Annotated in this window: 15 protein-coding genes and 1 pseudogene; 6 read left to right on the forward strand and 10 right to left on the reverse strand. The window is 71.5% G+C overall.

Translation table 11 applies throughout. The features are described 5' to 3' along the window. Nucleotides 1–178: 178 nt before the first annotated feature. The 4 genes from ACIGZJ_RS09125 to ACIGZJ_RS09140 all read right to left on the reverse strand — a co-directional run bounded on the left by ACIGZJ_RS09125 (nucleotide 179) and on the right by ACIGZJ_RS09140 (nucleotide 5,826). A complete protein-coding gene (locus ACIGZJ_RS09125; protein WP_396456619.1) occupies nucleotides 179–1,339 on the reverse strand; it encodes a pyridoxal phosphate-dependent aminotransferase in 1,161 nt (386 codons plus the stop codon). 117 nt (nucleotides 1,340–1,456) lie between these two features. Then, nucleotides 1,457–2,020 (reverse strand): YbjN domain-containing protein, encoded by a 564-nt coding sequence (locus ACIGZJ_RS09130; RefSeq protein WP_392930440.1) that lies wholly within the window; start codon nucleotides 2,018–2,020, stop codon nucleotides 1,457–1,459. Between the two features lie 176 nt (nucleotides 2,021–2,196). Then, the gene (gene clpB, locus ACIGZJ_RS09135; protein WP_396456620.1) at nucleotides 2,197–4,803 is read right to left on the reverse strand and encodes an ATP-dependent chaperone ClpB; all 2,607 of its coding nucleotides are present in this window, start codon (nucleotides 4,801–4,803) and stop codon (nucleotides 2,197–2,199) included. A gap of 72 nt (nucleotides 4,804–4,875) precedes the next feature. Continuing rightward, nucleotides 4,876–5,826, reverse strand: a complete 951-nt coding sequence (locus ACIGZJ_RS09140; protein WP_396456621.1) for a LysR family transcriptional regulator — start codon at nucleotides 5,824–5,826, stop codon at nucleotides 4,876–4,878. 71 nt (nucleotides 5,827–5,897) lie between these two features. On the opposite strand from ACIGZJ_RS09140, the gene ACIGZJ_RS09145 reads away from it, so the two are divergent. The 3 genes from ACIGZJ_RS09145 to ACIGZJ_RS09155 all read left to right on the forward strand — a co-directional run bounded on the left by ACIGZJ_RS09145 (nucleotide 5,898) and on the right by ACIGZJ_RS09155 (nucleotide 9,506). After that, a complete protein-coding gene (locus tag ACIGZJ_RS09145; RefSeq protein WP_396456622.1) occupies nucleotides 5,898–7,001 on the forward strand; it encodes a TDT family transporter in 1,104 nt (367 codons plus the stop codon). A 581-nt stretch (nucleotides 7,002–7,582) separates the two neighbouring features. After that, nucleotides 7,583–8,572, forward strand: a complete 990-nt coding sequence (locus ACIGZJ_RS09150) for a LuxR C-terminal-related transcriptional regulator (RefSeq protein ID WP_396456623.1) — start codon at nucleotides 7,583–7,585, stop codon at nucleotides 8,570–8,572. Then, a complete protein-coding gene (locus tag ACIGZJ_RS09155) occupies nucleotides 8,565–9,506 on the forward strand; it encodes a LuxR C-terminal-related transcriptional regulator (RefSeq protein ID WP_396456624.1) in 942 nt (313 codons plus the stop codon). The genes ACIGZJ_RS09150 and ACIGZJ_RS09155 overlap by 8 nt, the downstream gene beginning before the upstream one ends. Before the next feature lie 46 nt (nucleotides 9,507–9,552). On the opposite strand, the gene ACIGZJ_RS09160 is transcribed toward ACIGZJ_RS09155, so the two are convergent. Then, nucleotides 9,553–10,179 (reverse strand): hypothetical protein, encoded by a 627-nt coding sequence (locus ACIGZJ_RS09160; RefSeq protein ID WP_387947744.1) that lies wholly within the window; start codon nucleotides 10,177–10,179, stop codon nucleotides 9,553–9,555. A gap of 338 nt (nucleotides 10,180–10,517) precedes the next feature. Here ACIGZJ_RS09160 and ACIGZJ_RS09165 point away from each other — a divergent pair, with 338 nt between their 5' ends. Next, nucleotides 10,518–10,685 (forward strand): hypothetical protein, encoded by a 168-nt coding sequence (locus tag ACIGZJ_RS09165; protein ID WP_387947746.1) that lies wholly within the window; start codon nucleotides 10,518–10,520, stop codon nucleotides 10,683–10,685. A gap of 240 nt (nucleotides 10,686–10,925) precedes the next feature. On the opposite strand, the gene ACIGZJ_RS09170 is transcribed toward ACIGZJ_RS09165, so the two are convergent. The 5 genes from ACIGZJ_RS09170 to dnaK form a co-directional block, all read right to left on the reverse strand. Then, a complete protein-coding gene (locus ACIGZJ_RS09170) occupies nucleotides 10,926–11,927 on the reverse strand; it encodes a hypothetical protein (RefSeq protein ID WP_392930462.1) in 1,002 nt (333 codons plus the stop codon). Nucleotides 11,928–12,139: 212 nt separating this feature from the next. Further along, the gene (locus tag ACIGZJ_RS09175; RefSeq protein ID WP_392930464.1) at nucleotides 12,140–12,646 is read right to left on the reverse strand and encodes a heat shock protein transcriptional repressor HspR; all 507 of its coding nucleotides are present in this window, start codon (nucleotides 12,644–12,646) and stop codon (nucleotides 12,140–12,142) included. A 7-nt stretch (nucleotides 12,647–12,653) separates the two neighbouring features. Next, nucleotides 12,654–13,805: a molecular chaperone DnaJ gene (dnaJ, locus tag ACIGZJ_RS09180; RefSeq protein WP_396456625.1), complete on the reverse strand. Its 1,152-nt coding sequence runs from the start codon at nucleotides 13,803–13,805 to the stop codon at nucleotides 12,654–12,656. A gap of 123 nt (nucleotides 13,806–13,928) precedes the next feature. After that, complete coding sequence (gene grpE / locus ACIGZJ_RS09185; RefSeq protein ID WP_392930467.1) at nucleotides 13,929–14,549, reverse strand: nucleotide exchange factor GrpE; 621 nt, start codon at nucleotides 14,547–14,549, stop codon at nucleotides 13,929–13,931. Continuing rightward, nucleotides 14,546–16,384, reverse strand: coding sequence for a molecular chaperone DnaK (dnaK, locus tag ACIGZJ_RS09190; RefSeq protein ID WP_396456626.1), 1,839 nt, complete (start codon nucleotides 16,382–16,384; stop codon nucleotides 14,546–14,548). The genes grpE and dnaK overlap by 4 nt, the downstream gene beginning before the upstream one ends. 294 nt (nucleotides 16,385–16,678) lie before the next feature. Between dnaK and ACIGZJ_RS09195 the strand changes: the two genes are divergently transcribed. Both ACIGZJ_RS09195 and ACIGZJ_RS09200 read left to right on the forward strand, forming a co-directional pair. Beyond that, nucleotides 16,679–18,898, forward strand: coding sequence for a (Fe-S)-binding protein (locus ACIGZJ_RS09195; protein ID WP_396456627.1), 2,220 nt, complete (start codon nucleotides 16,679–16,681; stop codon nucleotides 18,896–18,898). Nucleotides 18,899–19,235: 337 nt separating this feature from the next. Beyond that, nucleotides 19,236–20,309: pseudogene (locus ACIGZJ_RS09200) on the forward strand (sugar phosphate nucleotidyltransferase); the annotation flags it as partial. Between the last annotated feature and the right edge of the window lie 23 nt (nucleotides 20,310–20,332).

Genomic DNA, 20,332 nt, shown 5'->3' on the forward strand with positions numbered 1-20,332 from the left:
CGAGGGCGGCCCGCACGCCCCCACCCCTGATGCGCCGGGCGCAGGCGGCGTCGGCCCGTGCCGCCGGGGCAGGCGGAATTGCCCCACGGGCAGTGACGGGTCAAGCGGGGTGGTCGAATTGACTGGGCGTCAGGCCTGGCTGGTGCGGCGCCCGGCCGTGGTCGCGGCCGCTCGGCGGCTACAGCCGGCCGAGCCGGGCGACGGCCTCCTCCAGTACCTCGACCCGCTTGCAGAAGGCGAAGCGGACGAGCGGGCGGCCGGCCTCGGAGTCGTCGTAGAAGACCGCGTTGGGGATCGCGACCACGCCGCACCGGCCGGGCAGGGTGCGGCAGAACTCGATGCCGTCCTTCTCGCCCAGCGGGGTGATGTCGGTGGTGATGAAGTAGGTGCCCGCGGGCCGGAACACCCGGAACCCGGCCGCGTCCAGCCCGTCCGCGAGCAGGTCCCGCTTGCGCAGCAGGTCGGCGCGCAGGGAGTCGAAGTACGCGTCGGGCAGCCGCAGCGCCTCGGCGACGGCGTACTGGAACGGCCCGGCGCTGACGTAGGTCAGGTACTGCTTGGCGGTGCGGACCGCCGAGACCAGCGGCGCGCTCGCCGTCACCCAGCCGACCTTCCAGCCGGTGAAGGAGAAGGTCTTGCCGGCCGAGGAGATCGAGACGGTGCGCTCGCGCATGCCGGGCAGGGCGGCGATCGGGTGGTGGGCGCCGCTGAACACCAGGTGCTCGTAGACCTCGTCGACGATCACCAGCAGGTCGTGCTCGACGGCCAGGGCGGCGATCGCGGCCAGTTCGTCGGCGGTGAGCACGGTGCCGGTCGGGTTGTGCGGGGTGTTCAGCAGCAGCAGCCGGGTACGCGGGGTGACCAGGGCGCGCAGCTGGTCCAGGTCGGGCCGGAAGTCCGGTGCACGCAGGGTGAGCGGGACGCGGACGGCCCCCGCCATGGCGATGCAGGCGGCGTAGGAGTCGTAGAAGGGTTCGAGGGCGATCACCTCGTCGCCGGGCTCCAGCAGGGCGAGCAGGGCGGCGGCGATGGCCTCGGTGGCGCCCGCGGTGACCAGGACCTCGGTGTCGGGGTCGTAGGACAGGCCGTGGAAGCGCTGCTGGTGCTCGGCGATCGCGGTCCGCAGCTCGGGGATCCCGGGGCCGGGCGGGTACTGGTTGCCGTGCCCGTCCAGCACCGCGCGGGCCGCGGCCTCGGCGATCTCGCGCGGGCCGTCGGTGTCGGGGAACCCCTGGCCGAGGTTGATCGATCCGGTCGCGGTGGCCAGGGCGGACATCTCCGCGAAGATCGTCGTGCCCATGCCCGCCAGCCGGCGGTTCAACAGCGGCCTCGCACCCATTGCAGCTCCTCACGGCTCGTCGTCGGCCCCATCCTCGGGGCAGTCGGCGGCCGGGGACAAGCACGGCCCGCCGACCGGGGGTCCGGTGGCGGGCCGATGCCGAAGTCGCGGGGGAGGTCAGGCCTCGTTGGTGTCCTCGGGGGACTCGCCCTCGCCCTCCTCGCCCTCGATCTCCTTCTGGAGGCCGAGGCGCTCGACGATCCACTGCTCGAAGCCGACGGCGGCCTGGGTCCAGTTGGCGGTGGTGGTGACGAAGTAGTCGAGGTTGACGCCGGTGCCGACGATCATCTGGGCCTCGCCGATCAGGCGGACCACGCCGTCCTCGTGGGTGTGCGTGTAGACCTTGGGCCAGAGGGTCTCGCGGTTCCACTCGTCGATCAGGTCGAGGATCTCGCCCTTCTCCTCGAGCGGGTAGGCGCGGTCGTAGAACGCGCGGACGGCGAAGAGCTCCTTCTGGTCACCGCGGAACATGTAGTAGACGCGGAAGCCCTCCCAGGGGGCGGTGAGGTCGCCCTCCTCGTCCACGACGTGCTTGAGCTGCATCTGGTCGAGCAGCTGGGTCACCAGGGCCTGGTCCGGAACGATGATCGGCGGCGGGCCGGCCGGGCGACCCTGACCGCCGCCGGGCTGACCGCCCTGCGGGAGGCCGAACGACGGGATGGACGACGGGTCGATGCTCATGGGGGTCCTCTTCCTCAGTGCACGTGGTGGCCGGCAATGAGAGGCCGCCCTTCCATGTCCCATCCTGCCTCATTCGGGGCCCCGCTCACAGGGGCGCCCGGACGCGGCCGACGGGGTCCGGGCTGGTCCGGCGGGCCGCCGCCCGGGGGCGGGGCCGGCCCGCCGGACCAGCCGGTCTACTTCTCCAGCGGCCCCCGCGTCCGGACGCCGAGGTGGTCGGCGTCACCGTCCCGCTCGACCACCACGGTGTCGCCGTCGTGGACCTCGCCGGAGAGGATGGCGCGGGCCAGCCGGTCCCCGATCGCGGACTGCACCAGGCGGCGCAGCGGCCGGGCGCCGTACGCCGGGTCGTAGCCGGTGCGGGCCAGCCAGTCCCGGGCGTCCTCGGTGACCTGCAGGGTGAGCCGGCGCTCGCGTAGCCGGTCGCCGAGCCGGTCCACCTGGAGGTCGACGATCCGGCTGAGCTCGGCGGTGCCCAGCGGCTCGAAGACCACGATGTCGTCCAGCCGGTTGAGGAACTCCGGCTTGAACGCGGCCCGCACCGACTCCAGCACCAGCTGCTTCTTCATCTCCTCCGGGGTGGCCGGGTCGACGAGGAACTGCGAGCCCAGGTTGGAGGTGAGGATCAGGATCGCGTTGCGGAAGTCCACCGTGCGGCCCTGGCCGTCGGTGAGCCGGCCGTCGTCCAGGACCTGGAGCAGCACGTCGAAGACCTCGGGGTGGGCCTTCTCGACCTCGTCCAGCAGCACGACGCTGTACGGGCGGCGGCGGACCGCCTCGGTGAGCTGGCCGCCCTCCTCGTACCCGACGTAGCCGGGCGGGGCGCCGACCAGGCGCGAGACGGAGTGCTTCTCGCCGTACTCGCTCATGTCGATGCGGACCATCGCCCGCTCGTCGTCGAAGAGGAAGTCGGCCAGGGCCTTGGCGAGTTCGGTCTTGCCGACGCCGGTCGGGCCGAGGAAGAGGAAGGATCCGGTCGGCCGGTCGGGGTCGGCGATGCCGGAGCGGGTGCGGCGCACCGCGTCCGAGACGGCCTGGACGGCCTCCCGCTGGCCGATCAGGCGGCGGCCCAACTCGTCCTCCATGCGCAGGAGTTTGGCGCTCTCGCCCTCCAGTAGCCGGCCGGCCGGGATGCCCGTCCAGGAGGCGACCACATCGGCGACGTCGTCCGGGCCGACCTCCTCCTTGACCATCGAGGTGCTGGCGTCCTGGTCGGCGGCGCGCTCCTGGGCCTCGGCCAACTCGTGCTCGGCGGTCGGGATCTCGGCGTACATCAGCTTGGAGGCGCGCTCGAAGTCGCCGTCCCGCTGGGCGCGGTCGAGGGCGCCGTGCAGGTCGTCCAGCCGCTCCTTGAGCTCGCCGACCCGGTTCAGGCTCTTCTTCTCCTGCTCCCAGCGGGCCGTGAGCACGCTCAACTGCTCGTTCCGGTCGGCGAGATCGCGGCGCAGCCGGGCCAGCCGGTCGACCGAGGCCGGGTCGGACTCCTTCTCCAGGGCCAGCTCCTCCATCCGCAACCGGTCGACGGAGCGCTGGAGTTCGTCGATCTCCACCGGGGAGGAGTCGATCTCCATCCGGAGCCGGGAGGCCGCCTCGTCGACCAGGTCGATCGCCTTGTCGGGCAGGAAGCGGGAGGTGATGTAGCGGTTGGAGAGGGTGGCCGCGGCGACCAGGGCGGCATCCGAGATCTGCACCTTGTGGTGCGCCTCGTACCGGCCCTTGAGGCCGCGCAGGATGGCGATGGAGTCCTCCACGCTGGGCTCGCCGACCAGCACCTGCTGGAAGCGGCGCTCCAGCGCCGGGTCCTTCTCGATCCGCTCGCGGTACTCGTCCAGGGTGGTGGCGCCGACCATCCGCAGCTCGCCGCGGGCCAGCATCGGCTTGAGCATGTTGCCGGCGTCCATCGCGGAGTCGCCGCCCGCGCCCGCGCCGACCATGGTGTGCAGCTCGTCGATGAAGGTGACGACCTGGCCGTCGCTCTGCTTGATGTCGTTCAGGACGGCCTTCAGCCGCTCCTCGAACTCGCCGCGGTACTTCGCCCCGGCGACCATCGCGCTGAGGTCCAGCGAGACCAGGCGCTTGCCGCGCAGCGACTCCGGGACGTCCCCGGCGACGATCCGCTGCGCCAGGCCCTCGACCACGGCCGTCTTGCCGACGCCGGGCTCGCCGATCAGCACCGGGTTGTTCTTGGTGCGCCGGGAGAGCACCTGGACGACCCGGCGGATCTCCTGGTCCCGTCCGATCACCGGGTCGAGCTTGCCGTCCCGGGCGGCCTGGGTGAGGTCCGTGCCGTACTTCTCCAGCGCCTTGTAGGTGCCCTCGGGGTCGGGCGAGGTGACCCGGCCGCTGCCGCGGACGTCCTTGAAGGCGGCGAGCAGGGCCTTGGGCGTGGCGCCCTGCCGGGTCAGCAGCTCGGCGACCGCGCCGCCCTCGGCGGCCAGGCCGACCATCAGGTGCTCGGTGGAGACGTACTGGTCGTCCAGGTCGTCGGCGCGCTTCCCGGCCTCGGTGAGCACCGCCAGGGTGTCCCGGGCCAGCTGCGGCGCGGCCACGGTGGAGCCCATGGCGCTGGGCAGTGCGGCCGACTGCCGACGGGCCTCGGCGTCGATCCGGGCGGTGTCCGCGCCGACCGCCTCCAGGAGCGGCCTGGCGATGCCCTCGGGCTGTTCCAGCAGGGCGATCAGGATGTGCACCGGCTTGACGTCCGGGTTCCCCGCGGCGCCCGCCTGCCGGATCGCGGCGGACAGGGCGTCCTGCGTCTTGGTGGTGAACTTGCTGGCGTCCACTGCTGGGGTGTCCTCCCTCGTCGGTTGAAAATCCTGCCGAGTACAGCATGCACTAAGTTGAGTCTATTCCGCTCAACTTTCGGATGAACGTCCAGGGCCGGTGTGCGGGCCGGTCCGCCGGGTCAGCCCCAGCAGCTCCCGGGCCGGGCCGTTCGGCCGCTGTCCGGCCGGCCAGACCGCGCGCAGCGGGCGCCGCAGGTCCAGCCCCGGCGCCAGCGGCACCTCCACCAGCCGCCGGGTGGCCAGCTCCTCCACCACCGCCAGCTCGCTCAGGCAGACCGGCCCGGCCCCGGTCATCGCCGCCGCCTTCAGCGCGGTGGACGAGGCCAGCTCCAGCCGGGGCTTCGCCGCGCCCCCGTACTGCGCCAGCGCCATCTCCAGCACCTCCCGGGTGCCCGAACCGGGCTCGCGCAGCACCAGCGCGGTCGCGGCCAGCTCCGGCCCGGTCAGCGGCGAGCGGTCCGGACGGCGGCGGGCCCACGGGTGCCCGGGGGCCACCACGACCACCAGCCGGTCGGCGGCCACCACCACACCGGAGAGCCCGGTCGGGGTGGTCGGGCCCTCGACGAAGCCGAGGTCCGCCTCGCCGGCCAGCACCCGCCCGGCCACGTCCGCCGAGTTCGCCGTCCGCAGCGTCACCGCGGTGCCCGGGCTGGTCGAGTGCAGCGCCAGCAGCCAGCCCGGCATCAGGTACTCGGCGACCGTCAGGCTCGCCACCACGACCAGCCGGGCGTCCCGCCGCTCGCGCAGCGCGTCGATCCCGGCGTCCAGCGCCTGCGCCGCCTCCACCACGTGCCGCGCCCACTCGACCACCAGCCGGCCCGCCTCGGTGGGCCGCGAGCCGCGCGGGGAGCGGTCCAGCAGGGGGACGCCGATCTGCCGCTCCATGCCCTTGATCCGGGCGCTGGCGGTCGGCTGGCTCACCCCGAGCTCGGCCGCCGCCCGCCCGACGCTGCCCAGCCTGGCCACGGCGAGCAGGAGTTCCAGGGCTCCCAGTTCAGGGACGTGCGGAGAGAGGGGCATAGCCTCAGGCTATGCCCTCATAGAGCGTGCGGCGCTACCGGAGCCGGAGCTTCCGCGGAAGGGTGGATGCCATGTCCACCACCCTCACCAGCGCCTTTCCGTTCGCCCGGCCCTTCCGGCTCGACCTCGCCCAGCTCGGCCCCAACTGGTACGCCGCCGTCATGGGCACGGCGATCCTCGGCAACGCCGCCGCCGTCCTCCCGGTCGAGCTGCCCGGACTGATCGGCTTCGGCGAGCTGATGTGGGCGCTCGGGCTGGCCGCCCTGCTGGTGCTCGGAACCGCCCGGCTGGTTCACCTCACCCGGCACCGCGAGGCCGCCCGGGCCCAGCTGCTGGACAACCCGGCCACCGCGGTCTTCTACGGCTGCCCGCCGATGGCCCTGCTCTCGGTCGGGCTCGGGACGCTGCTGCTCGGCTCCCGGGTGATCGGCACCGGCCCGGCCGTCGTCCTCGACGCGGTGCTGTGGGGCGTCGGCGCCCTGTACGCACTGGCCGTCGCGGCCGGCATCCCGTACCTGATGATCACCCGGCACCCGGTCTCCCCGCTGGAGGCCAACCCCACCTGGCTGCTGCCCGTGGTCGCACCGCTGGTGGCCTCCTCCACCGGCCCCGCGCTCGTCCCGCACCTGCCGGCCGGCGCCGCCCAGGAGGCCCTGCTGTACGGCTGTTACGCGCTGTTCGGGATCGGCCTGCTGGCCACCCTCGCGCTGCTGCCGCTGGTGCTCACCGGGCTCGTCCACAGCAAGCTGCCCAGCCTGGTGCTCACCCCGTCGCTCTTCCTGGTGCTCGGCCCGCTCGGCCAGTCCACCACCGCCGTCCACCAGCTCGCCGACGCCGCCCGCCCGGTCACCCCGCGGCTGGCCCCCGCCGCACTCGCCATCGCCGAGCTGTACGGGGTCGCGGTGCTCGGGGTCGCGATGCTCTGGCTGGTGATCGCGACCGCCGTCAACCTGCGGGCCCGCCGCGCCGGGATGCCCTTCGCGATGACCTGGTGGGCGTTCACCTTCCCGGTGGGCACCTGCGTGACCGGCTCCGCCGCCCTCGCCCGGCACACCGGCTTCGCCGGGTTCACCGGCCTCGCGGCCGGCCTGTTCGTGCTGCTGGCCGCCGCCTGGGCCGTCGCCGCCTGGGGCACCGCCGCCGGCCTCGCGGGCGGGCGACTGCTCTCGCGCTAGTTCCGTCGGCCTCCTCCGGCCGGCCGGACCGCGGAAGGCTACCCGCCAGTACGGCCCGGAGCATAGGATTCCGCGACCCACCCATCTGACCAGTGCTTTTACCCGTCGGCGCCGCTTCGCGCGAGAGCCCGGGGCGGGCGGCCGCTGCAGGTTCCTGCAATTGCGAGAACATGCAGCAGGGCGGCACTTGTTCACCGGCCGTCACGCTGTGAGGGTGGAGTCACGCCAGGGTCGACCGGGCAACCGCAGCCCGATGGTGGCGACTTGCTCTTCAAAACTGGATGCGAATGGTACGTCCGTACCTGCATATCGGGGGGAAGAGCGCCGGCCGGGACGCCATGTGTGGTGATGGCCCCCGGGACCGGAGTCGGCGAGGCGTTGCTGCTCCGCCTCGCCGGAATCGCCCTGACCTCGGCGTGTAACCGGCGGCCCCCGGCAGCCCGGCGTGCGACGGCACCCGGGCCCCGGGGGTCCGCCGACTCCCGATACCGTGATCACGCCCCGTACCCGCGCCGCGATCACGAGCGGACGGCGTGCGGGGCCCAGGCAGATCCGAGAACCATCCGGCAGGGAGTGTTCGAGTGACGGCGGATCCGACGGCCGCTCCGGGCGCAGGCCCGGCCGGCGGTGAGCCCGACGAGGCGGCCCGGCAGCTCTACCTGGCCATCCTCGCCGACGGCGGCCGCCTCCCCTTCGCCGACGCCGTCGAGGCCGAGCAGGGCGCGCTGCGCCAACTGGTCGGCATCGGCCTGCTGATGCCCAACCCGATGGACTCCTGCTACACCGCCGTCAGCCCGCGCTCGGTCAGCGACCGCCTCGGCGCCGAACTGCGCAGCGAGGCCACCCGGTTGCTGGTCCGGGCCGAGAACCTCCCGGGCGCCCTGGACTCCCTCACCCGGGCCTACGACGGGATGCGCCGCCCGTCCGAGAGCTCCGGCGGCGCCGTCCACATCGAGGGCCACGTCCACATCCGCCAGCGGATCTCCCAACTGGTCTCCGACTGCCGCGACGAGGTGCTCACCGCCCAGCCCGGCCACCGCCCGCCCGACGCCCTGCAGATCGCCGTCCTCCAGGACGTCCAGCTGCTGCAGCGCGGCTGCTCGCTGCGCACCATCTACCAGCCGATCGCGGTCTCCGAGCCGGCCGCCCTCGCCTACGCGGACGAGGTCACCCGGCACGGCTCGCTCATCCGGGTCCTGGACGAGCCGTTCCAGCGGATCATGGTCTTCGACCGCACGGTCGCGGTGATCTCCGCCAACGAGGACCACAGCACCGCCGCCTTCATCTCCGACCCCGCCGCGATCGCCTTCCTGGTCGGCGCCTTCGAACGCGACTGGGCCCGCGCCGACACCACCGACTGGGCCGCCGCGCTCGCCCACGGCCCCGCGCACAACGCCCCCGACCGGGTCGGCCGGCTGCTGGCCAAGGGCCTCACCCAGCGGGCCGTCGCCAACCGCCTCGGCCTGAGCGAGCGGACCGTGGCCGGCCACATCTCCCGGCTGCGCGACCGGCACGGCGCCCAGACGCTGTTCCAACTCGGCTGGCTGATGCGGGGAGGCCGAGGTGAGTGACGAGCCCGGCGCTGCCGAACGGGCCCTCTACCTGGCCGCCGTGGCGGCCGGCGGACACCTGCACGCGGCCGACCTGACCGACCTCACCCCCGAGGCCGGCGCCGCACTCGACGGCCTGCTGGACCTCGGTCTGCTCGCCCCGACCGCGACCGGCTACAGCGCGGTCAGCCCGCGCTCGGCCGGCGACCGCCTCGGCGCCGAACTGCGCAGCGAGGCAACCCGGTTGCTGGTCGGCGCCGAGCGGCTGCCGGAGGTCCTGGAACCGCTCGCGCAGGCCTACGACGCCGTGACCCGCCCGACCTCACCCGCCGGCGAGGCCACCCACGTCGAGGGCGGCGTCACCATCCGCCAGCGCGTCGCCGAGCTGCTCTCCGACTGCAAGGAGGAGCTGCTGGCCGCCCAGCCGGGCCACCGCCCGGCGGCCGGCCTGCGGATGGCGATGCCGCAGGACATCGCGCTGCTCAGGCGCGGCAGCGCCATGCGCACCCTCTACCAGCCGGTCGCCGCCGCCGACCGGGCGGTCGTGCAGTACGCCGCCGTGATGACCGGGCACGGCGCCCGGGTCCGGATCCTGGACGAGCCCTACCGGCGGATGCTGGTCTTCGACCGGACGGTGGCCGTGGTCGCCGCCGCGGACGACGACACCAAGGCGGTCTTCGTCCACGACCCGGCCGCGGTGGCCTTCCTGGTCGGCGTCTTCGAACGCGACTGGGCCCGCGCCACCGTCGTCGACTGGTCCGCCGCCCCGGCGGACCCGGTGACCGTCCGGATCGGCCGCCTGCTGGCGGCCGGCCTCACCCAGCGCGCCGTCGCGACCCGGCTGGGCCTCAGCGAGCGGACGATCGCCGCCCACATCTCCCGGCTGCGCTCCCGGCACGGCGTGCAGACGCTGTTCCAGCTCGGCTGGCGGATGCGGGGCGAGCACCGTGGATGAGCCGCGCGAGCGGCCCGGGCGGGGGAGCCCGGTGTGTGAGCCGCGGTCAGCCGGTGGCGGCACCCGTCGGCCAGTAGCCGGTCGGACCGACGGCCGGGGGCTGCTGGCGGGGGACGCTGAACTGCTCGCCGGGGGCGGTCCAGAAGCCCTCGCGCAGGGAGAGCGCCATGCCGGCCCAGTCGAGGGCGGTCTCCACGGTGTGGTGGAGGGCCTCCTGGGACCAGGTGTCGTCGAAGACCAGCGGCAGTACGGGGGCGACCTGCTCGATGGTGGCGATCAGCGGGTTGTGCGTGATCGCCTCGTCGACCAGCAGCACGACCGGCTTGCGCAGCGCCGAGGCCCAGCCCAGCTCCAGGCTCACCCCGGCGGAGAGCGGGGCGCCGACGTACGCGAAGACCAGGTCGGCGGACTGCATCGCGCGGAAGTCGGAGGGCACCCGCGGCTCGGGGGCCCGGCCGGCCACCGTCCAGGCGTCGCTGTGGTGCGCGCTGTACACGGCGGCACCGCTGCGCAGCAGCGTGGTGCGAAGCGTCGTCAGCCGCGTCCGGCTGGCCAGGGTCACCACGCTGTCCGCCGGCCCGGTCAGCCGCATGAGCGGCGCGGCCAGGAACACTCGTGCACGCCGGCCCTCGGGGGCCTGGCTGTCGTGGTGACGCAGGTAGGGCTCGGTCATTGTCGACTCCGGGGGGAAGGCCGACCGGGTGGAGGATGCGGTGCCGGCAGGCGCTGCGGTTAGTTGCTGCTTCAAAGAATCTGTCACTGAACCAGGGCTGATATTTGACGGTACAGCGGCAAGATTTGCTGCCGGTCCTGGACCATCGGGAGCGAACTGATCGTCTATCAGTGCCGGCTGCCTCGTCCAGCGGTCCGCCCTGTCATCTGGATGCCTGGCAGAGAGATGACGCTCCTGATGCCATGGGGGAGATGACACTGCGGCAAGGTGTGCGGCATCATGTGGACGTTAGTGCTATTGGTCCACGCTCGTGGAGCTGGAGAAGGAGGCGTAAGTCCGTGTCTCGTATGTACCGACTTGCCCGTAAGGCCGTGCTGTCTGCCGTTGTCGGCGTCTCTCTTCTGGTTGTCGGCTCGCTTGCGGCCGGCAGTGCGCAGGCTGAGACCGTGAATGAGGCTGTCGCCAAGCCCCAGGTGCAGCTCATGATGGACGACTTTCACTGGTGATGTGCTGATCGGCCCGGGTGCGTGAGGCGTCCCGACCGGGTGGCGGAGCGCATGCCGAGGGCGTGCGGGCCGACGCGAACCGGTCGACGGATTCCTGAGCGGGTGCCGCCTGTGCGGGCGGTGGTCGCCCCGGGCCTGCCCTGAGCCTGTGCGGGCTTAGGGCGCACAGCGATGGCCGGTGTGCGTCGCCGGCCGGCTTTCCCTTGCCTCTTTCCCGGGTGCCGGGATCACGTGGGCCGCCTACTGGCGCGGTTCGTGGCCCGTCCTGGCCGCCTGGCCGAGTGCGTGGCCGAGCTGGAAGAGCGAGTCCACGTTGTATTCCTCGCGCAGTTCCGCAATATGCCGGGCAAGCGTTCGCTCGCTTATTCCGAGGCGCCGTGCGATTACCCGGTGATTGGTACCCGACAACAACAGGTCGATAATCGTCTGGCGGAGCTGCGAGACGACCTGGTGCGGAATGGTCCGATCGCCGTCGAAATCCAGAGCCCTGCTCCAGTTCCGCTCGAAGACCTCTTGGGCCAGGAAATCGATGACCGCGGAGTCGTGGACGAAGGCGGCCAGGTGGTCGCCCATGACCGGTATCACCGCCAGTCGCCGATTGACGATGAGCAGTCGGGCATAGGGCTCGTCCAGGGTCCTGAATTGCCAGCCCTCTTTGGCCAGGGTCGAGACGTAATCCCTGGTGGGTTGGTGGTGCCTGGTGCTGGCGTTGTAGATCGTCCGCATGGACGCCCCCTGGCGGATGATGTCCAGGTCGCGTTTCATGAACGAGGTCAGCAGTTCGGACGGCCGCGGTCCGCCCGGCTGCATGGCGAGGCCCTCGGTTATCTCACTGGCCATGGCCTGCTGGACCCGCTGGTTAATCAGCGCCCGGCCCTGGACGTATTCGATCGGGCCGCCGCTCTGGTCGGGGTTGTGGAAGGCCTCCGCCAGCTCGTTCAGGTCCCCGGGAATTGCCACCGCGCGGGACAGCAGGTCGAGCGCCTGCCGCTGCCAGGTGTGGCTCAGGCTGGCGGCGAGCTTGGCCGGGTCGGCGGCGATCAGTGAGCCGGGTTCGTCCAGGTCGGATATCAGGAGTCCGAGTTCCAGCAGCTCGTCGAGCGCGGCGCCCTCGTCCGGTGCACAGCCGCCGCGGCTGAGCCGGCCGTCCTCGTTCAACGCCTTCAGGTAGAGCCTGCGGGCATCGGAGGACAGGATGTGTGACCGACCGTGGTTGTTCACCAGCTGCTCTCGATCACTCACTGCGGGCTCCTTGTCGTCGACCGGACAATTCGTCAACGCGACTGAGGTCCGTTGTCTCGGGGGATCCTAGACGGAGACCTCGATCCGGCGCCCGGCCCGGTGAGAGCGCGGGCCGCCCGACGGCGGCCCGGAAGCAGCACTCTCTCACCAGACGCAAGCCGCCGGCACCCCCCGGACAGAGGGGAACCGGCGGTACGGGCATCGGGGCCGCGTCAGCGCTTCGGCCGCCACACCACGAGGGCGCTGGACTGGGTCGGCGGCTGGTACGGGACGAGGTCGCGGCGGTAGGAGGCGTGCACGGCGGCCTCCCGCTGCTGGAGCGCGGTGGCCGCGCCCTCGAGCGAGTCGGCGAGCTCGGCGATCCGGGACTGGAGGGCGGTGACCTGGTTCTCCAGCTCGATGATCCGCTTGATGCCGGCCAGGTTGATGCCCTCGTCCTGGGAGAGCCGCTGGACCTCGCGCAGCTGCTGGATGTCCCGGGCGGAGTAGCGCCGCCCGCGGCCGGCCGTCCGGTCGGGGCAGACCAGGCCGAGGCGGTCGTACTGGCGCAGGGTCTGCGGGTGCAGGCCGGAGAGCTCGGCGGCGACCGAGATCACGTAGACCGGGGTGTCCTCGGTGAGGACGTACTGCGGCGGCGGGGCGGCACGGCGGGCGCGCGGGGCGCTGCCGGGGAGACCCTCGCCGATACCGGGGCCGATGGGGCCGCTGTCGTGGATCATCTGGTCGTCACGCTCCCTTCGCCGCCCGGAACAGGGCGGCTCGCGGGTCGTCGGAGGCGGTGGCCTCGCGGTACTGCTCCAGTGCCGTCAGCGCGTCACCGGTGACGGCCTGCGGCACCGCGACCTCCACGGTGACCAGGAGGTCGCCGCGGGTGCCGTCCTTGCGGGTGGCGCCCTTTCCGCGGGCCCGCAGGGTGAGGCCGTTGGCACTGCCTGCGGGCAGCTTGAGCTTCACCGAGGGGCCGTTGAGCGTCGGCACCTCGATGGTGCCGCCGAGAGCCGCTTCGGGGAAGGTGACCGGTACCGTCACGGTCAGGTTGTCGCCCTTGCGCCCGAAGACCGGGTGGGTGTCGACGTGGACGGTGACGTAGAGGTCGCCGGAGACGCCGCCGCGCTCGCCCTGGGCGCCCTTGCCCTTGAGGCGGATCCGCTGGGCGTCCTGGACGCCGGCGGGGATCCGGACCTGCATGGTGCGGGCCGAGGTGGCCTTGGCGCTGCCGTGGCAGTCGGGGCACGGGTCGTCGACGATCATGCCCCGGCCGCGGCAGTCCCGGCACGGCTCGGAGAGCGCGAAGGCGCCCTGGCCGCGGCTGACGGTGCCGGCGCCGACGCAGGTCGGACAGACCCGGGGGGTGGAGCCGGTCCTGGCACCGGTGCCGTTGCAGGTGCGGCAGGGGGCCTGACTGGTCATCCGCAGCGGGACGGTCGCGCCGTCCACCGCCTCCTCGAAGGAGAGCGTCACCTCGGTCTCGACGTCGGCGCCGCGCCGGGGCTGGGCCTGCCGGGTGCCGCCGCGGTTGAACAGGCCGCCGAAGACGTCGCCGATCCCGCCCCCGCCACCGCCCTGGCTGCCGCTGAAGAGGTCCCCGAAGTCGAAGCTGTGGTTGCCGTTGCCGGGGCCGCCGGAGCGGAAGCCGCCGTTGGCGAAGAGGGTGCGCGCCTCGTCGTACTCCTTGCGGCGCTTCTCGTCCGACAGGACGTCATACGCCTCGGAGATGTCCTTGAACCGGTCCTCGGCCTTGACGTCGCCCTTGTTGGCGTCGGGGTGGAACTCGCGCGCCAGCTTGCGGTAGGTCTTCTTGATCTCGGTGGCGGAGGCGTCCTTGGGCACGCCGAGGACCTTGTAGTAGTCCTTCTCCACGTAGTCCTTGCCGCTCATGGCTGCCGCCACCTCCCGAGACCCATAGTCAGTGCAGTGCCACCTGCGGTGTCAATAGCGAGCGCGCCGCGGAGTCGTACGCCGTACGGGACGACGGTGTACGACTCCGCAGCGCAGGGGTGTTCAGCTGTCCGCGCCACCGTCGGCCTTGTCCGACTCCGCGGACTTCGACGACTCGGCGTCCGGCCCGGAGGTGGTCTGGGTGCCCGGCTGGGGCTCCGCGACCGCCACCATCGCCGGGCGGATGATCCGCTCGCCGATCCGGTAGCCGGGCTGGAGGATCTGGACACAGGTGTCCTCGGTGACGTCCGAGGAGTAGCTGTGCATGAGCGCCTCGTGCATGGTCGGGTCGAAGGGCTCGCCCTCCTTGCCGAACTGCTGCAGGCCCAGCTTGGCCACGACCGTCTCCAGCGACTCGGCGACGGACTTGAAGCCGCCCGTCACCTCGCCGTGCTCGCGGGCCCGGCCGATGTCGTCCAGCACCGGGATCAGGGACTCCAGGATGTTGGAGACCGCGATCTCGCGGACCGTCAGACGGTCGCGCTCGACCCGCTTGCGGTAGTTCTGGTACTCGGCCTGGAGGCGCTGGAGGTCGGCGGTCCGCTCGGCCAGCTCGCGCTTGGCCGTGGCGGCGTCGTCCCCGGCGGAGTCCCCGGCCGCGGCGGCCTCCTCGGCCGCCTTGATCACGGCCTCCTCGGCGGCGGAGTCGTCGCCGGGCTCAGCACCCTGCGGCTTCTCCGTCATGCCGCACCGCCCTTGGGCTTCTCGTCGTCCACGATCTCGGCGTCGACGACGTCGTCGTCCTTGGCACCGGCGGCGTCGTCGGCCGGGGCGGAGGAGGCGGCGTCGGCGTTGGCGTAGAGCGCCTGGCCGAGCTTCTGGGCGGTGGTGGAGACCTTCTCGGTCGCCTCGCGGATGGCCGCGATGTCCTCGCCCTTCAGGGCCTCCTTGAGCTCGCCGATGGCGGCCTCGACCTCGCCCTTGACGTCGGCCGGGAGCTTGTCGGCGTTGTCCGCGATGAACTTCTCGGTCGAGTAGACGAGCTGCTCGGCCTGGTTGCGGGTCTCGACCGACTCGCGGCGCTTGTGGTCCTCCTCCGCGTACTGCTCGGCCTCGCGCATCATGCGCTCGATGTCGTCCTTCGGCAGCGCGGAGCCGCCGGTGACGGTCATCTTCTGCTCCTTGCCGGTGCCGAGGTCCTTCGCGCCGACGTGCATGATGCCGTTGGCGTCGATGTCGAAGGTGACCTCGATCTGGGGCAGGCCGCGGGGGGCCGGCGGGAGACCGGTCAGCTCGAACATGCCGAGCTTCTTGTTGTACGCGGCGATCTCGCGCTCGCCCTGGTAGACCTGGATCTGCACGGACGGCTGGTTGTCCTCGGCCGTGGTGAAGATCTCGGAGCGCTTGGTCGGGATCGTGGTGTTGCGCTCGATCAGCTTGGTCATGATGCCGCCCTTGGTCTCGATGCCGAGGGACAGCGGGGTGACGTCGAGCAGCAGGACGTCCTTGACCTCGCCCTTGAGGACACCGGCCTGGAGCGCGGCGCCGATGGCGACGACCTCGTCCGGGTTGACGCCCTTGTTGGCGTCCTGCCCGCCGGTCATCTCCTTGACGAGCTCGGCGACGGCCGGCATCCGGGTGGAGCCACCGACCAGGACGACGTGGTCGATCTCGGAGAGCGAGATGCCCGCGTCCTTGATCACGTTGTGGAACGGCGTCTTGCAGCGCTCCAGCAGGTCGGCGGTGAGCTGCTGGAACTGGGCCCGGGTGAGCTTCTCGTCCAGGTGCAGCGGGCCCTCGGCGGAGGCCGTGATGTAGGGCAGGTTGATCGAGGTCTCGGAGGACGAGGACAGCTCGATCTTGGCCTTCTCGGCGGCCTCGCGCAGACGCTGCAGGGCCATCTTGTCCTTGGACAGGTCGACGCCGTGGCCGGCCTGGAAGACCTTCACCAGGTGGTCGACGACCTTCTGGTCCCAGTCGTCACCACCGAGGTGGTTGTCACCGTTGGTGGCCTTCACCTCGACGACCCCGTCGCCGATCTCCAGCAGGGAGACGTCGAAGGTGCCGCCGCCGAGGTCGAAGACCAGGATGGTCTGGTCGTCCTTGTCCAGGCCGTAGGCCAGCGCGGCCGCGGTGGGCTCGTTGACGATGCGCAGGACGTTGAGGCCCGCGATCTCACCGGCCTCCTTGGTCGCCTGGCGCTCGGAGTCGGAGAAGTACGCCGGGACGGTGATGACGGCGTCGGTGACCGTCTCGCCCAGGTACGCCTCGGCGTCCCGCTTCAGCTTCTGCAGCACGAAGGCGCTGATCTGCTGGGGGTTGAAGTCCTTGCCATCCAGGTTGATCTTCCACCCGGTGCCCATGTGGCGCTTGACCGAGCGGATGGTGCGGTCCACGTTGGTGACCGCCTGGCGCTTGGCCACCTCGCCGACCAGAACCTCGCCGTTCTTGGCGAAGGCGACGACGGACGGCGTGGTCCGCGCGCCCTCGGCGTTCGTGATGACGGTGGGCTCGCCACCCTCCAGAACGCTGACGACCGAGTTCGTCGTGCCGAGGTCGATGCCGACCGCGCGTGCCATCGTAAATACCTCCACGGAAGAGTTGAGCTTTACAGGCTCAAGGATGCATGACCGACCGGGCAGCGTCAACATGGGTGAGCCGGGCGGGCTCAACTTTGCTGAGTCCGGCCCATGGGGTGGGCCCGGTCCGGAGTGCCAAGGGTGGACTTACGTGACTGCCGCCATACCTTGGGCATCTTCAGGAGAAGAGTTGACAAACGGTAATGTCCGGGCCGTCGGCCCAGGAAGTTACCGACGAGTACAATCGCCCCGGAGAAACTGCTCACCCAGGAAGCCGCAGGAGACGGAGAGCCGATGCAACTAGCAGCGATCGTCATCTCGCTGGTCACGTTTGTGATCGGCACCGCGCTCGCCGCCCGTGCGGCGCTGTACATCTTCAAGGTGGTGCGGACCGGCCAGTCCGACCCCACCAGGTTCGGGGAGCCCGCACAGCGGGTGAAGACCGTGGCGGTCGAGTTCGTCGGCCACACCCGGATGAACCGCTGGGGCGTCGTCGGCGTCGCCCACTGGTTCGTCGCGGTCGGCTTCTTCACCCTCGGCCTCACCCTGCTGACGGCCTTCTTCCAGCTGTTCGACGCGGAGTTCGTCCTCCCGGTGCTCGGCGGCTGGCTGCCGTACGAGCTCTTCACCGAGCTGGTCGGCACGGCCACCACGCTGGGCATCGCGACGCTGATCGTGATCCGGCTGCTCAGCCTGCCCTCCCGGGCCGGCCGCAAGTCCCGGTTCGCCGGCTCGATCGCCTGGCAGGCGTTCTACGTCGAGTACACGATCCTCGGCATCGGCCTCTGCATCATGATCCTGCGCGGCCTGGAGGGCGCGCTGGAGAACGTCGGCTCCTACGAGGCGAAGTACCTGGTCTCCTACCCGCTGGTGCTGGCCTTCAAGGGCCTGTCGCTCGGCACGCTGGAGAACCTGATCTACATCTTCGCGATGCTGAAGATCTGCACCTCCTTCGCCTGGGCGATCACCATCGGCATCAACCCCTCGATGGGTGTGGCCTGGCACCGCTTCCTCGCCTTCTTCAACATCTACTTCAAGCGCGAGGAGGACGGCTCGGTCGCCCTCGGCGCCCTGCGTCCGATGACCAGCGACGGCAAGCCGATCGACTTCGAGGACCCGGCGGACGACGCCGTGTTCGGCGCCTCCCAGGTCGAGCACTTCTCCTGGAAGGGCATCCTCGACTTCTCCACCTGCACCGAGTGCGGCCGCTGCCAGTCGCAGTGCCCCGCCTGGAACACCGGCAAGCCGCTCTCCCCCAAGCTGCTGATCATGAGCCTGCGCGAGCACGCCTTCGCCAAGGCGCCGTACCTGCTCGCGGGCGGCGGCAAGGACATGGAGGGCAACGAGACGGCCACGGCCGAGCAGCTCAAGGACGTGCCGGCCGCCGCGCTGGCCGAGGCCGAGCGCCCGCTGATCGGCACCGCGGAGGAGAACGGGGTCATCGACCCCGACGTCCTGTGGTCCTGCACCACCTGCGGCGCCTGCGTCGAGCAGTGCCCGGTGGACATCGAGCACATCGACCACATCGTCGACATGCGCCGCTACCAGGTGATGATCGAGTCCTCGTTCCCGACCGAGGCCGGGACGATGCTCAAGAACCTGGAGAACAAGGGCAACCCGTGGGGCATGGCCACCAAGGCGCGCCTGGACTGGGTCAAGGAGCTCAAGAAGGAGACCGGCATCGCGGTGCCGGTGATCGGTGAGGACATCGACCCCGCCGAGGTCGAGTACCTCTACTGGGTCGGCTGCGCCGGCGCCCTGGAGGACCGCGCCAAGAAGACCACCAAGGCCTTCGCGGAGCTGCTGCACACCGCCGGCGTGCAGTTCGCGATCCTCGGCAAGGAGGAGTCCTGCACCGGTGACTCCGCCCGCCGCCTGGGCAACGAGTTCCTCTTCCAGATGCTCGGCGCGCAGAACGTCGAGACGCTGAACGCGGCGCTGGAGGACGCTCCCAAGAAGCGGATCGTCGCCACCTGCCCGCACTGCTTCAACACCATCGCCAACGAGTACCCGCAGCTGGGCGGCCACTTCGAGGTCATCCACCACACCCAGCTGCTGCAGCACCTGATCGACGAGGGCAAGCTCGTCCCGGTCAACCCGGTCGAGGGCCTGATCACCTACCACGACCCCTGCTACCTGGGCCGCCACAACAAGGTCTACAGCCCGCCGCGCGAGATCATGGACAAGGTCCCCGGTCTGCGCCAGCAGGAGATGCACCGCCACAAGGAGCGCGGCTTCTGCTGCGGAGCCGGCGGCGCGCGGATGTGGATGGAGGAGCGCATCGGCAAGCGGATCAACACCGAGCGCGTGGACGAGGCGCTGTCGCTCAACCCCGACATCGTCTCCACCGCCTGCCCGTTCTGCCTGGTGATGCTCTCCGACTCGGTCAACGGGAAGAAGAACGAGGGCGCGGCCAAGGAGCACCTGAAGGTCGTGGACGTCGCCCAGCTGCTGCTCGACTCGGTGAAGGCGGCGCCGCCCGCGGAGGCCGAGGCACAGCCCGTCGACGCCTGAGCAGGGCGGTAACACCGGTCTGTTGTTCGACAGTTCTGCTACAACCGCCCGGCCCGGCAGGTGCCCACGAGCGCCTGCCGGGCCGGGCTTTTCGCCTGCTTTTCACCCGGCTCCCACCCGGCTTTCCACCGCGCTTCGCCGGCCGTCCCGCAGGTGGCGGGACGCCAACCGGCAGACCGCCGGACCAGGCCGAGGTGGGAAGGAAATACAGTAGGCGCCTGACCGGCCTCGTGCCGGTCGAACCCGTACGGCCCTCCGGACGGGTGATCAGACCACCGACGGAGGTATCGGCCCGCCGGGCCGGGCCGCAGAGACCACAAGGGGAACAGCGCAGACCATGACCGAGGCGATCATGCTGGTCGGTGGTAAGGGCACGCGACTGCGTCCGCTGACCACCCACACCCCCAAGCCGATGCTCCCCGTGGCAGGCGTCCCGTTCATCGCACACCAGCTGGCCCGGGCGGCCGCCGCCGGCGTCACCCGGGTGGTGCTGGCCACCTCGTACCTGGCCGAGGTCTTCGAGGACCACTTCCAGGACGGCACCCCGTACGGGATCGAGCTGGTGTACCTGACCGAGCGCGAGCCGCTCGGTACCGGCGGCGCCATCCGCAACGCCGCCTCCGGGCTGACCTGCGGCCCCGACGAGCCGGTCCTGGTCTTCAACGGGGACATCCTGTCCGGCGTCGACATCGCGGCCCTGCGCGGCGGCCACGTGGCCGCCGGGGCCGACGTCACGCTGCACCTCACCCGGGTGGCCGACCCGCGCGCGTTCGGGCTGGTCCCGACCGACGCGAACGGGCGGGTGCTGGAGTTCCTGGAGAAGCCGGAGACGCCCGAGCAGATCGTCACCGACCAGATCAACGCCGGCTGCTACGTCTTCACCCGCTCCGTGATCGACCGCATCCCGGTCGGCCGCGAGGTGTCCGTGGAGCGCGAGACCTTCCCCGAGCTGCTGGCCACCGGCGCGCTGCTGCGCGGCGTGGTGGACACCTCGTACTGGCTGGACCTCGGCACCCCGGCGGCCTTCGTCCGCGGCTCCGCCGACCTGGTGCTGGGCAAGGTCGACTCCCCGGCGGTCCCCGGGCCGACCGGTGACGCCCTGCTGCTGCCCGGCTCGACCGTGCACCCCGGCGCCGTGCTGAGCGGCGGCACGGTGGTCTCCGAGGGGGCCGTGATCGAGGCCGGCGCGATCGTCGAGGGCAGCGTGATCCTGCCCGGTGCGGCGATCGGCCCGGACACCCTGGTCAAGGACTCCATCGTGGGCGCCTACGCCACCGTCGGCGACCGTACGGCGCTGGACGGTGCGGTGATCGGCGACGGTGCGATCGTCGAGTCGGACAACGAGCTGCCCGCCGGCATCCGGATCGCCTGCGGCACGCTGCTGCCGGTCGGCGCCGTCCGCATCTCGGCCGGCCCCGGCGGCTGCCCGGCGGG

This window comes from Kitasatospora sp. NPDC052868 (assembly GCF_044547105.1).
In the GTDB taxonomy this organism is placed as follows: domain Bacteria; phylum Actinomycetota; class Actinomycetes; order Streptomycetales; family Streptomycetaceae; genus Kitasatospora.

Excerpts from the sequence above, each read along its gene's own strand:
- ACIGZJ_RS09140 (WP_396456621.1), bottom strand. The coding sequence starts at position 5,826 with ATGCCCCTCTCTCCGCACGTCCCTGAACTGGGAGCCCTGGAACTCCTG.
- grpE (WP_392930467.1), bottom strand. The coding sequence starts at position 14,549 with ATGACGGAGAAGCCGCAGGGTGCTGAGCCCGGCGACGACTCCGCCGCC.
- ACIGZJ_RS09130 (WP_392930440.1), bottom strand. The coding sequence starts at position 2,020 with ATGAGCATCGACCCGTCGTCCATCCCGTCGTTCGGCCTCCCGCAGGGC.
- dnaK (WP_396456626.1), bottom strand. The coding sequence starts at position 16,384 with ATGGCACGCGCGGTCGGCATCGACCTCGGCACGACGAACTCGGTCGTC.
- ACIGZJ_RS09145 (WP_396456622.1), top strand. The coding sequence starts at position 5,898 with ATGTCCACCACCCTCACCAGCGCCTTTCCGTTCGCCCGGCCCTTCCGG.
- ACIGZJ_RS09125 (WP_396456619.1), bottom strand. The coding sequence starts at position 1,339 with ATGGGTGCGAGGCCGCTGTTGAACCGCCGGCTGGCGGGCATGGGCACG.
- ACIGZJ_RS09160 (WP_387947744.1), bottom strand. The coding sequence starts at position 10,179 with ATGACCGAGCCCTACCTGCGTCACCACGACAGCCAGGCCCCCGAGGGC.
- ACIGZJ_RS09195 (WP_396456627.1), top strand. The coding sequence starts at position 16,679 with ATGCAACTAGCAGCGATCGTCATCTCGCTGGTCACGTTTGTGATCGGC.
- ACIGZJ_RS09175 (WP_392930464.1), bottom strand. The coding sequence starts at position 12,646 with ATGATCCACGACAGCGGCCCCATCGGCCCCGGTATCGGCGAGGGTCTC.
- dnaJ (WP_396456625.1), bottom strand. The coding sequence starts at position 13,805 with ATGAGCGGCAAGGACTACGTGGAGAAGGACTACTACAAGGTCCTCGGC.